General features: G+C 40.0%; 7 protein-coding genes. 5 read left to right on the top strand and 2 right to left on the bottom strand.

From position 1 onward, the window contains the following. Nucleotides 1–6: 6 nt before the first annotated feature. The 5 genes from JAZ75_RS00795 to JAZ75_RS00775 all read left to right on the top strand — a co-directional run bounded on the left by JAZ75_RS00795 (nt 7) and on the right by JAZ75_RS00775 (nt 11560). Complete coding sequence (locus JAZ75_RS00795; RefSeq protein ID WP_208699711.1) at nt 7–684, top strand: DUF3823 domain-containing protein; 678 nt, start codon at nt 7–9, stop codon at nt 682–684. 76 nt (nt 685–760) lie between these two features. After that, nucleotides 761–2686 (top strand): family 43 glycosylhydrolase, encoded by a 1926-nt coding sequence (locus tag JAZ75_RS00790; protein ID WP_208699710.1) that lies wholly within the window; start codon nt 761–763, stop codon nt 2684–2686. Between the two features lie 45 nt (nt 2687–2731). Beyond that, nucleotides 2732–4675 (top strand): glycoside hydrolase family 97 protein, encoded by a 1944-nt coding sequence (locus tag JAZ75_RS00785; protein WP_208699709.1) that lies wholly within the window; start codon nt 2732–2734, stop codon nt 4673–4675. A gap of 30 nt (nt 4676–4705) precedes the next feature. After that, nucleotides 4706–7207, top strand: coding sequence for a sugar-binding domain-containing protein (locus JAZ75_RS00780; protein ID WP_208699708.1), 2502 nt, complete (start codon nt 4706–4708; stop codon nt 7205–7207). 1182 nt (nt 7208–8389) lie between these two features. Further along, nucleotides 8390–11560, top strand: a complete 3171-nt coding sequence (locus JAZ75_RS00775; RefSeq protein WP_208699707.1) for a PVC-type heme-binding CxxCH protein — start codon at nt 8390–8392, stop codon at nt 11558–11560. 73 nt (nt 11561–11633) lie between these two features. Here the strand turns inward: JAZ75_RS00775 and JAZ75_RS00770 are convergent, their stop codons facing one another. Both JAZ75_RS00770 and JAZ75_RS00765 read right to left on the bottom strand, forming a co-directional pair. Beyond that, on the bottom strand, nt 11634–12599 hold the full coding sequence (locus JAZ75_RS00770) for a 2-hydroxyacid dehydrogenase (protein WP_208699706.1): 966 nt from the start codon (nt 12597–12599) through the stop codon (nt 11634–11636). 33 nt (nt 12600–12632) lie between these two features. Continuing rightward, entirely contained in the window at nt 12633–13118 is a 486-nt protein-coding gene (locus tag JAZ75_RS00765; RefSeq protein ID WP_208699704.1) for a VOC family protein, read from the bottom strand. Between the last annotated feature and the right edge of the window lie 11 nt (nt 13119–13129).

Raw genomic sequence — 13129 nt, 5'->3', positions numbered from 1 at the left:
TGAATTATGAACATAAAATTTTTAACAGTACTAACCGCTACACTAGGTCTTTTAGTGGTTGGTTGTGAATATGATAATTTTGAAGCACCTAAAGATTCGTTAACCGGAAAAGTAGTTTTTGAGGGTAAAGCTGTCGGTGTACGTAATAATGGTCCTGAACTGGAGTTATGGCAGGACGGTTATCCTTTAAAATCATTGATTCCGGTATATATTAATCAAGCAGGGGAGTTTTCTGCCAGTTTATTTAAAGGCAAGTATAAATTAGTCCGAAAAGGAAATTCACCTTGGTTACGGCAATCTACTGACACAATCTTCGTAAATGTGGATGGAAATACAGTTCTTGATGTACCCGTTATCCCTTATTTTTCTGTGGGAAATGAAAGTTTTCAGGCAACAAACGGTCAAATAGCGGCAAACTTTACCATCAGAAAGACCGCTGAGTCTTCCAATCTGGATCAAGTAAAGGTTTTCTTACGTAAATCTATGTTGACCGATCATGTTGTCTTTGATCAGGAGATTAAAATTGATCTTAACAACATCGTAATAGGAACGGAAACACGTATTTCTGCTCAGTTGTCTACAGGATTGAAAGACCAAGATTATATTTTTGCGCGTGTGGGTGTGAAATCTTCCTCATCGGAAGAGTATACTTATACTCCTGTACAAAAGGTAGTCCTCAAGTAATTTATGCGGTTCTATTTGTAAATTCGTAAAAAACATGCTCAACCTTATTCTATAAACCTCATAACTTAAACTTTACATGAAGAAGAGAAAATGGCCGTTAGCCAAAATCTTAATTATTTTTTTTGCTATTAACATCATCGGTAAGGCCATCGGTCAAGAATATAAATACGGTCCTGCCGAAAAGGACTTTATCGGTTACCTATTTGCTTATTTTAAAGGTAATGCGGTAGCTGATGAATCTGTGTGCTTTGCTGTTAGCACCGATGGTTATACCTATCGCGCGTTAAACAACAATCAACCTATCTTGGACTCAAGGCTCATTAGTACAACTGGTGGAGTACGCGATCCGCATATTTTGAGAGGAGAGGACGGTCAGTCTTTCTTGATGGTGCTGACCGATATGACCTCATCGAAAGGTTGGGATTCTAATCGTGCTTTGATATTGTTAAAATCGAATGATCTTACTCATTGGAAACATCGCGTAATTAATATTCAAGATCGATTTAAAGGTCACGAAAATTTGAAGCGCGTTTGGGCTCCACAAACCATATATGACCCTGCTGTTAATAAATATATGGTTTATTGGTCGATGAAGCATGGTGATGGTCCTGATATCATTTATTATGCTTATGCTAATAACGACTTTACTGACTTTGAATCTGAGCCTAAAGTACTGTTTATTCCTAAAAATGGTAAATCTTGTATCGATGGTGATATTATCAATAAGAACGGGTTATTCTATATGTTTTACAAAACAGAAGGACATGGTAACGGTCTTAAATTGGCTTTAACCGACTCTCTTACTTCTGGAAAATGGATCGAACAGCCTGGTTATAAACAACAAACTACTGATGCTGTTGAAGGATCCAGTGTGTTTAAACTTAATCAATCCGATCGATACATTTTAATGTACGATGTATATGGGAAAGGTAAGTATCAGTTCTGTGAATCGGATGATCTGGATCGTTTCAAGGTGATTGATCATGAGGTTAACATGGATTTTCATCCCCGACACGGTTCTATTATTCCTTTGTCAAGAAGTGAATTAAAAGCAGTGACAGAACGTTGGGGTATACCAAAAGACATTACAATACCAAATCGGAAAAATCCGGTATTGGATGGGTTCTATGCAGACCCAGATGTTCTTTATTCTCATAAAACGAAAAAGTATTATATCTATCCAACGAGTGATGGATTTGATGGTTGGGGTGGTTATTATTTTAAGACCTTTTCTTCAGATGATTTGAAAACATGGAAAGATGAAGGCGTTATTTTAGATTTGAAAAAAGACGTGTCTTGGGGTACCCGTAACGCCTGGGCTCCTGCCATAACGGAAAAAAAGATCAAAGGCGATTATAAATACTACTATTATTTCACAGCAGCGCAAAAGATCGGCGTTGCTGTTGCTGACACGCCTACAGGTCCATTTAAAGATTCAGGAAAACCCTTGATCGATTTTAAACCTGATGGTATTAAAGGTGGACAGGAAATTGATCCAGCAGTTTTTAACGATCCGAAATCTGGTAAAAGTTATTTGTATTGGGGCAATGGTTATCTCGCTGTTGCAGAATTGAACAAGGATATGGTATCAATCAAACAAAATACAATGAAAACATTAAAGATAGATGGTACATTTCGTGAGGGTGTTTATGTCATTTACCGAAATGGAACCTATTATTTCTTCTGGTCTGAGGATGATACCCGAAGTGAGAACTATCGGGTACGTTATGGTACTTCATCATCACCAATGGGAGAGATCCATATTCCAGAGAATAATATTGTTCTTGAGAAAGATCCTGCAAAAGGAATTTATGGTACTGGACACAATTCTGTATTGCAAATACCGGGTACTGATGAATGGTATATCGTCTATCACCGATTTAATTATCCTAATGGTATACATATGGGCAATGCAGCAGGTTACAATCGGGAAGTATGTATGGATAAGCTGGAATTTAACACGGATGGAACTATTAAAAAAGTAATTCCTACACACGAGTAAGGTTTGCTTTCTTTATAATTTTTTATACAAAAAACTTACACTATAATGAAACGTTTACTTATCGTCACTGTTCTTAGCTTGAGCTCATTGTTGATTTTTGCGCAAAATCTGACTATTTCTGGGCCTGATAAACGATTAGTGGTCAATATCTTTTTGGAAAAAGGGAAGCTTTATTATGATGTCCAATTGGATGGAAAGGTAATGCTTGAAAGATCTGCACTCGGATTAAAAGGACGTCATGTTGATCTATCTGCTAATTTGAAATTAGTTGATCAGATATATAACCAAGTTGATGTGCAGTATGAGGAGCACAAAATAAAACGTAAACAGGTACATTACCAGGCAAATGAACTGATCTGTAAATTAGAAAATAGCGATAAAAAAGCTTTACATGTGGTGTTTCGGGTTAGTGATCATGATATTGCTTTTCGGTATCATGTGCCACAGGTTGGTGAAGCCGCCAATCTATATATTGAAGAGGAATTGAGTGCATTTAAATTCCCGAATCTGACAACCACCTTTCTGACTCCTCAAGCACCTCCCATGTCTGGTTGGATGAAAACGAAACCAAGTTATGAAGAGGAGTATACGGTGGATGCTCAACTGGGAGTTCCCTCGAAGTATGGCTATGGCTATACCTTTCCAGGATTATTTCGTGTTGGTGATCGTGGCTGGGTACTTGTTTCTGAAACTGGTGTTGGCGCACTGTACTGTGGGTCTAAGTTAAGTGAAGGAACCCAGGACGGTCAATTTAAGGTTGCATTTCCAGATATCGGCGAAAATAACGGGATAGGGAATGCGCAACCAGCAATCGCGTTGCCGGGTAATACACCTTGGCGCACACTGACTGTTGGAAGTACGCTAAAGCCCATTGTAGAAACTACGATCGCATTTGATGTGGTTGAGCCTGTATATAAGGCATCGAAACAGTATTCTTATGGACGCTCAACTTGGAGTTGGCTAGAGTGGCAAGATGGAAGCATTAATTTTGAAGATCAGAAAAAATTTATAGATCTCTCGGCAGCTATGGGCTATGAGTTTGTTTTAGTTGATAATTGGTGGGATAGTAAAATCGGACGAGATAAAATGGAGACCTTGATTGCCTACGGAAAAGACAAAGGTGTTGGTATCTGTTTATGGTACAACTCCAATGGTTTTTGGAATGATGCACCACAAACTCCGAAAAATATGATGAATACTAACACGGCAAGAAAAAAGGAAATGGCCTGGATGCAAAGTGTCGGTATAAAAGGTATAAAGGTTGATTTTTTCGGTGGCGACAAACAGGAGACCATGAAACTCTATGAAGATATTTTATCGGATGCGAATGATTATGGTCTATCGGTTATTTTTCACGGCTGTACTTTGCCGAGGGGGTGGGAACGTATGTATCCCAATTTTGTGGGGAGCGAGGCTGTACTGGCTTCAGAGAATTTGATCTTTACACAACATGCGAATGATAATGAGGCTTTTAATGCGAGTTTGCATCCCTTTATTCGGAATGCCGTAGGATCAATGGATTTCGGCCCCGTTCTACTCAATAAACAGCATAATCGTGAAAACGACGGTGGGATGATCAGAAAAACAACTGAAACATTTCAGTTGGCTACAGCTGTTCTGTTTCAGACACCGGTTCAGAACTTTGGAATTACACCTAACAATCTTACGGAGATGCCTAAACATGTTATTGATTTTATGAAAGCAGTACCAACTACATGGGATGAAACGGTCTTGATAGATGGATATCCTGGAAAGTATGTGGTGTTAGCTCGGAGACATGCTGCCCGTTGGTACATCGTAGGAATAAATGCAGAGAAAAAGGAAAAGGAGTTAACGATTCATTTACCTATGCTTTCGGGAAAAAAGGTGGAATTGTATGCTGATAATAAGGATAGAACAGCACAATATAAGGAAGTATCTGCCCGAAAAAATAAGTTAGTAAAAGTGACGCTTCAACCCGATGGTGGGTTTTTGATCGTTGGAGAGTAACGCATATATATTGAAGTAGTTTGGTTTAAAATGCAGAAAATATTAAAAGTTATCCGCTTAATTATCCCAATTTTATTGCTGGGATCAAAATCTTTATTTGCACAGGCTGGATTTGGAAGCGCTGAAAAAATTAATACAGACTGGCTGTTTCATCTGGGAGATCTAGATGGTGCAAAGATCAATGCACAGGCCGATCAAAATTGGCGATCGGTGCAACTTCCACATGATTGGAGTGTGAAGTATCCGTTAAGTCCAAATCTTGCTAGTGCCACCGGTTATCTGCCGGGAGGAATCGGCTGGTATCAAAAGAAATTGCTGATACCGACTGCAGATCAAGGAAAAAAAATATACCTGTATTTTGAGGGTGTTTACAATTATAGTGAGGTATTTGTCAATGGAAAATCGGTTGGAAAGCGTCCAAATGGGTATATTTCTTTTTCTTACGATATCTCACCTTTCGTCAACTTTGGCCAGGAAAATACCATTTCAGTCAAAGTGGATCATAGCCATAATGCTGATTCGAGATGGTATACTGGATCCGGGATTTATCGCGATGTTTGGTTTATCAAAGCGAGTCCTATTCATTTAGAACAATGGGGGGTATATGCTTATCCTGAAATTGATGGAAATCAAGGAACTTTAAATGTTGAAGTCGCACTTGCTAATGAAACAAGTCGATCTACTGTTGTAGCGGTTACGCAACAGTTGATCGATGAATCGGGAAATGTGGTGGCTAAGAATGCGAAGAAGATTATTATAACTGCAAATGGCCATCTGACAATTCCTATGAAAATGAGAGTTAAAAACCCAAAATTATGGAGTTTGGAACAACCAAATCGTTATACTTTAAAAACCTTAGTGTTACAAGATGGTCAGGAGATTGATCGATCCGAAATAAAAACGGGCTTCCGAAGCCTAAGGTTCGACCCCGATCAAGGTTTTGCGTTAAATGGTAAGTGGACAAAAGTAAAGGGGGTCTGTATTCATCATGATGCTGGTGTACTTGGAACCGAATTTTATCCTGAAATATGGAGGCGTAGATTGATGACTTTAAAGTTATTAGGTGTCAATGCGATCCGTACCAGTCACAATCCACAAGCAAGCTCGTTATATGATCTGTGTGATGAACTAGGTCTTATGGTGATGAATGAAGCATATGATGAATGGGAATACCCCAAGCGTAAATGGCTGGCAGGTTGGAATGTGGGAACACCGGGATTTGAGGGATCCTACAAATTCTTCAAAGAATGGGGCGAACGTGATCTTGCAGATATGGTGAAGAGAGACCGGAATCATATTTCTATTTTTGCCTGGAGTATCGGGAATGAAGTGGATTATCCAAATGATCCTTATTCTCATCCGATACTTGATGGAAAACAAAGTAGTGGTTTTACTCAACCGATCTTTGGTGGCTTTAAAAAAGATGCACCAGATGCAATGAGATTGGGTGATATTGCCAAGCGTTTAGCCACTGTGGTGCGGAAATATGATAGGAGCAGACCTGTTACAGGTGGATTAGCAGGAGTTGCCATGTCCAATGAAACCGAATATCCAGATGCTCTGGATATGACAGGATACAATTACACGGAGAGTCGTTATCAAGAAGATCATACCCACTATCCTAAACGGGTGATATTTGGTAGCGAGAATAGACATGATCTGCCTGCCTGGAAAGCTGTCCGGGACAATAACCATATTTTTGGTCAGTTTCTTTGGACAGGAATTGATTATTTGGGCGAGTCTGGTCGTTGGCCATCAAGAGGCTTTTATTCTGGCTTATTAGATTTTGCGGGATTTATTAAACCGAGAGGATATTTTCGTCAAGCCTTATGGTCAGAAAAACCAATGGCTTACTTAGGAACTTATGCCTTGAAAGGTGAGGTTGGTAAAACTGATGTGTGGTCGGATCTCGAAACTGAAAGGGGGCAACGGAAAAATGAAGCTCCATCGATGGATGCTTGGCCTATATGGAACTATCGGGAAGGTCAATTGATACGTGTTGTCTGCTACACAAATACAGCTTTTGCAAGATTAGAACTAAATGGTAAAGTTGTCGGTGATATCAAATCGTATAATGAAGAACAGGGCATTGTTTATTGGGATATCCCGTATGCAGAAGGGAGATTGGAAGTTATTGGATTTGACAAGGAACAAAAGGAGCTGGTACGTCAAGTTTTAGAAACATCCGATCGTTCTTATGCCTTAAAGATCATCTCAGAATCTTCTGTTTCGGCAAGAACTGGCGACGTGATTCAAGTGGAACTGCAGGTGGTTGACAAAAACAACAGACCTGTTGTGCTGGCAGATGATGAGGTTACCTGCAGGATCGTAGGTGCCGCTAGGCTTTTGGGACTGGAGGCTGGAAACAACAGTGATATGACAGACTATACTGATAATAGACATCGCGTATATCATGGCAAAATGATTGCTTACATTCAATTGAATCCTGGGCAAGGAAATGTTTCTGTTCAATTTTCAGCACCATGGCTTGCAAACACTTCGCTAATCATCCAGCGTAAGGAGAATAGGTAGCATTATTAACTTGGAGCCAATAACTGTAAGGCTGTCACATTTATGATGAGACAGCCTTTCTTGTTAAAAACAATTTTAGAAAGATTGTTGATACTAGATAGGTTGATCTTCATAATTGTGCTTTTTCCAAATAAAAATCACGAAATAGTTTCTTTGGTTCTAGACTAAGATTTACTTAATTTTCTACGTAACATGAACAGGGAGCGCATGTGGTTTATCTTGTCGCGGTATGGCCTATGCACAAATCCTTATACTTATTTTATTTCGCCGTACCGCAATGCAAAGTTGTCCTATGGGTTTTTCGTTACGACAGCAGGAAAAATAAGATCCCCGAGATGATTTCTAACAGATTCAATTAAAAATTAGACTTCCCCTAGCTGGATAGGGGGGCTGCGAGAAGTTCTTTTGATCTTGACAATAGACGAGATAACACTTCTGTTTTACATGTTAAGTAATTAATTATTCTTAATAATGAAATACTATTTCCTTTAAAGCATGTTACGTAGCCATGGTTAATGGCCATTCAGCATTGTTAATAAACCATATCACCATATGAACTACCTGAAGTACAAAGATATATCGCCTCATAGCAATCTATTATGGCGATGGTAAAGAAGCAATTGACCGTAGCGAATAGCTGATCCGCCATGGCGTAAAATGATTAAGTAACAACGTGAAGACACTCGACCATATTGCTATAGGAGTTGTCAAGAGTGGGAAATCATTCGGCCATAACGCAATGTCTCATTGCCAGCACGCAAAATGATTTCGCAAAACTACAGTGTGGAAATGCTTCCGGTGTAAAAGTCTTTTCGTATTGTCGTCATTCAAAATCTTAAAGAGAGTATTCTGGAATGCAGTCCTTGATCTATTTTGGTTATTGATCTATATTCTTTTTATGAAAATCAGATAGAATATCTAGGATGATTATATCTTTTATTTTTACCTCTCTATATTTTTATGTTTCAATAATGATACAAAAGAATAATTTGTGACATTTTCTATGTTTTTCGGCATGCAGTACTAATAAGAGTGTATTTTTATCTGATCTCGAGTTTTTTTTGAAACGTTTTTTTTACAAAAGAGTATTGTTTTGGAAATGTAATTGCTTGATAATTTGTTATATTGCAACATAGACGCAACCAAGCTTAATGAATATTGAGCGATAACCTAAATGACAAAATGATGAAAATTGTAACGAAAAGAACGTGGGTTCTTTTTATTATCGTGGCTGCCGTGGCAGTTGGCGTAATTCTTTTTCTAGTACGATCAAAACAACCCATCTTAACATTAAAAAAAGGAGCACACATTGTGCTTATTGGGAATAATTTGGGATCTCGGATGATGAATTATGGGCATTTTGAAACAGAGCTTCAATTACGTTATCCGGACTCGAATCTCTATATCCGAAACATGTGCGATGGGGGCAACACTCCAGGCTTTAGGCCACATGCGAGCAGGAAATCGCCCTGGGCTTTTCCTGGAGCAGAAAATTTTCAAACAGATCTTGTTCAATCTTCTGGAAGTGAAGGTTTTTTTGAAACGGAAGATCAATGGTTGTCTCGTTTAAAAGCTGATATCATCATCGCTTTCTTTGGCTATAATGAATCGTTCCAAGGTGCTGAGGGGTTGGAAAATTATAAATTGGAACTGGATGCTTTTATCAAACATACGCTTAAACAGCAGTATAACGGTACATCTCCGGTGAAACTAGCATTAGTTTCTCCTATTGCTTTTGAAAACCTCTCTAAGCAATATGATCTGCCAGACGGGAAGCAAGAAAATCAGAATTTGTTATTATATGCATCTGCAATGAAAGATGTCGCAGCGAAGAATAAGGTACATTTTGTCGATGTATACAGTCCTACAAAACGTTGGTATTTCTGGACAAAAGAGCCCTTAACGATCGATGGGTCGCAATTGACAGATGCTGGTTATGCGCGTTTTGCGCCTCTATTGGCAGATCTTATTTTTGGAAAGGTCGATGGTAAAGTTGAAGCTAACCGAGATCTTGTACGTCATGCTGTTCTTGAAAAAAATTGGATGTGGCACAATGATATAAAAATTCCGAATGGGGTACATGCTTATGGTAGAAGATATGATCCATTTGGCCCTGATAACTACCCTGCTGAAATTAAGAAAATCCGTGAGATGACCGCTATCAGAGATACGGCCATCTGGTTGGCGGCGCATGGGGAGAAAATGGATATTGCTTCAGCGGATAAAAAGACAACCCCTGTACCTGAAATAAAAACAAACTACGACCCCGGGAAGAATGGTAATTTAGCTTATTTATATGGAGATGATGCATTAGCAACTATGAAGGTCGCTCCAGGTTTTAAGATTGATCTCTTTGCTTCAGAAAAGGAATTTCCAGATTTGGCTAATCCTTGTCAAATTACATTTGATAATAAAGGTCGTTTATGGGTAGCTACAATGCCGAGTTACCCACATTATAAACCAGGGGACTCGAAACCTAATGATAAGTTAATCATACTCGAAGATACTGATCAAGATGGTAAAGCAGATAAGCAGACTGTCTTTGCAGACGGACTACATCTCCCGGTAGGATTTGAAATTACTGCTGATGGTGTTTATCTATCTCAAGGAACTAATTTTATGCTTTTGAAAGATACGGATGGTGATGATCGAGCTGATGTCAGAGAGATTTTATTGAGTGGTTTTGATGATCATGATACCCATCATAATATTCATGCCTTTACGGTCGATCCGTCGGGAGCGATCATAATGGGAGAAGGAGTATTTTTACATTCTAATATAGAAACCTCTTATGGGCCCGTTCGTGGTACAAATGGTGGTTTTTACCGTTATAGCCCTCAACGTCGCTATTTGGAACGGATGGCGCAACCTAATGTACCCAACCCATGGGGTATAGCTTTTGATGAATGGGGGCAAAATTTTTATGCTGAAACTTCAGGGCCTGATGTCAGCTGGATGTTGCCCGTGACTATAAAACCTAAATATGGTGTAGCAACAACCAAATCGCGGAATCTGGTACAGGATGAACATCGTGTGCGTCCGACTTCTGGTCTTGAGTTTGTTTCAAGCCGCCATTTTCCAGATTCACTGCAAGGAGATTTCTTAATCAATAATACCATCGGCTTTTTAGGAACGAAAGAACATCGGTTGACCGATGATGGGACAGGTTATAAGAGTACACATCGACAGGACTTACTGCAGAGCTCAGATAAGAATTTTAGGCCTGTGGATCTGGAATTTGCCCCGGATGGATCTCTATATATAGCGGATTGGCACAATATCTTAATCGGGCATATGCAGCATAATGCCCGTGATCCGTTGCGCGATCATGTGCACGGACGTATTTATCGGATAACTTACCCGTCAAGACCACTTTTAAAACCGGCTCAAATTTCTGGAGCCTCTATTTCTCAACTGCTAGATAACTTGAAATTACCAGAATATCGTACCCGTTATCGTACTCGTGCTGAACTTAGGGGGCGGAAATCCTCAGAAGTACTACCACAATTAAAAGCCTGGGTAGCGCAATTGGATAAAAGTAATCCGAAATATGAGCATCAGCTGGTTGAAGCATTATGGGTAAGTTGGGGTTTAAATCAGGTTGATCAAGAGTTACTGAGTAAGGTGTTGAAATCAGATGATTATCATGCTCGGGCTGCTGCAGTACGGGTATTGCGCTATACGGGGCATCAGGTAAAAGATCAGGAAAAGCTGCTGATGCAGGCCGCATCTGATCCGCATGGCCGTGTACGTCTTGAGGTGCTTACCGCTGCATCTTGGATGCCAAAGGAGAAAGGCTTGCAGATCATGCAGGTAATCGCTAAAAAGGGTGTTGATGATTGGATTGAGCCTGCATACACGATGGCTGTTGCCAATTTAAATGGGAGGGAGGAATTGAAGGATAGTCCAGATAAAGTCAAAACTTCTCTTACCGGCAAAGAACGTGATCAGTTTATTAAGGGTAAGGCACTTTTTGCAAAAGAAGGATTCTGTATCACCTGTCATCAAGCTGATGGTAATGGTTTACCGATGTCAGGTTTTCCACCTCTTCATGGAACGAAATGGGTAACAGGTAGTGAAGATCGTTTAATTAAAATAGTACTTAAAGGTTTACATGGTCCAATGGAAGTCAATGGAACAAAATTTCCGGGTCAGGTACCGATGACTCCTTTTGAAGGTATGTTAAGTGATGAGGAGGTAGCCGCAGTATTAACGTACGTGCGCAATTCCTTTGGAAACAAAGCTTCTGCAGTTTCCAAAGAAAAAGTAAAAGCAGTCAGGGCAGCCTCAGAAAGTAAAAAGGGTTTTTATGCTCCAACGGAATTATTGAAGGAGTTTCCATTAGAAAAGTAATGTCACGAAGTTACTTGATACTAAAGGTTAAGTAGTGTTATGCTACTTAACCTTTTTTATACCGCCGATACCCTTAAGCTTGTTTCTGCAGGGCACTAAAATTATAGATACTTCTACTTTCTGGTTTTTCGTCCCGTAAAAGCGCCAGTACATTAGTGATGGTATATTCGCACATTTGTCTATAGGTCGTAGCAGTAAGGCTACCGGAGTGCGGAGTAATGAGTGTATGTGGATGATCGACTACTGCATCCGGATGTTTTGGAGGCTCTTCTGGTAATACATCTGCGGCAAAACCTGCAAGAGTATTTGTATTTAGCGCCTTTGCAAGCGCTTCATGATCGATTAATGCTCCGCGGGCAGTGTTAATGAGTAAAGCAGTAGGCTTCATCAAGGCCAGTTCCGCTGTACCCAATAAGGCTCCGGTAACAGCAGTGTAAGGGAGGTGGAGACTGACAATATCGGCCTGCTGTAGGAGTTCAGCTTGTGTAACCTGCAAATAAGGAACATCTTTGGCAGATCGGCTTGAATATATGACGTTCATACCAAATGCATCAGCTAGTTTAGCCACACGTTGACCTATATTGCCCATGCCGATAATTCCAAGGGTCTTCCCATGGAGCTCATCGCCGTTATATTGGTTACGCCAGTTCCAGTTGTTGTTTTTTACCTGCTGCATGGACTCGTACAGGTTGCGTGCGAGCATAAGCATGAGCGCTAGCGTATGTTCCGCAATTGTTGCCGCATTGGATGCAGGAGCATGTATGACACTGATATTGCGAGCTGTCGCTTCATGTACATCAACATTATCAAGGCCTACACCACATCGAGCGACCGTCTGTAGGGCAGGACAGGCATCCAGTAGCGCTTTGTTGATCTGGCCTTTTCCTCGGGTGATAATGGCATGGATGGGGTATTTGTCAACTGCTTTCTGCAATGAAATACGATCGTATCCCGTCCGTACATTAACTTGATCTTGAAGCATTACTAAGGCTTCTTCAGCTATAGTTTCCAGTAGTAAAACGTTTTTATTGATAGCCATATGATGGGATCCCGCAGTTCTCTTTATTGGAATTTATTTATGGTATAAGGTCGCTTTATCCGATTTGTATCCTCTGAAATCATTTCTATTGGAAACATAGATACCTTCTTCATAGAGTTCGTCTTCTAGAATAAGTGGATCGATTTCACTGCCCGGTGCTGATGATATTTCAACGAGGTTGCCTGCTGGGTCACGCAGAAAAAGCTGCATGGCACCATCCGGTAATTTTCTTACTTTCCCCCAGGGTGAAATATCGATCACCTGGAGTTCTTTCATACGGAAAAAGATCTTGTTAAAATCATCTACTTGAACGCAAATATGTCCGCGAAATGAAGGCGTATCTTCCCATTCCGAGAGATGAAGCTGTTGCTCATCATTAAATTTAAAAAACATCACAGGGTAATCGAATCTAAAGGCAGCAAGGGGTTCCAGACCCAATTCGTTTTGATAAAATGCTGCTGCCTTTTCAAGATTGTCTACGATAAGTGTAACGTGGTTGATTTTGATTGCACGTGCCATATCTATTGATT

It is taken from the genome of Sphingobacterium sp. UDSM-2020 (genome assembly GCF_016132525.1).
Taxonomy (GTDB): Bacteria; Bacteroidota; Bacteroidia; order Sphingobacteriales; family Sphingobacteriaceae; genus Sphingobacterium; species Sphingobacterium anhuiense.
This window is presented reverse-complemented; position numbering and strand designations above follow the sequence as displayed.

Bases quoted from the DNA above. Each gene is read 5' to 3' on its own strand.
- JAZ75_RS00795 (WP_208699711.1), top strand. From the start codon at position 7: ATGAACATAAAATTTTTAACAGTACTAACCGCTACACTAGGTCTTTTA.
- JAZ75_RS00790 (WP_208699710.1), top strand. From the start codon at position 761: ATGAAGAAGAGAAAATGGCCGTTAGCCAAAATCTTAATTATTTTTTTT.
- JAZ75_RS00785 (WP_208699709.1), top strand. From the start codon at position 2,732: ATGAAACGTTTACTTATCGTCACTGTTCTTAGCTTGAGCTCATTGTTG.
- JAZ75_RS00780 (WP_208699708.1), top strand. From the start codon at position 4,706: ATGCAGAAAATATTAAAAGTTATCCGCTTAATTATCCCAATTTTATTG.
- JAZ75_RS00775 (WP_208699707.1), top strand. From the start codon at position 8,390: ATGATGAAAATTGTAACGAAAAGAACGTGGGTTCTTTTTATTATCGTG.
- JAZ75_RS00770 (WP_208699706.1), bottom strand. From the start codon at position 12,599: ATGGCTATCAATAAAAACGTTTTACTACTGGAAACTATAGCTGAAGAA.
- JAZ75_RS00765 (WP_208699704.1), bottom strand. From the start codon at position 13,118: ATGGCACGTGCAATCAAAATCAACCACGTTACACTTATCGTAGACAAT.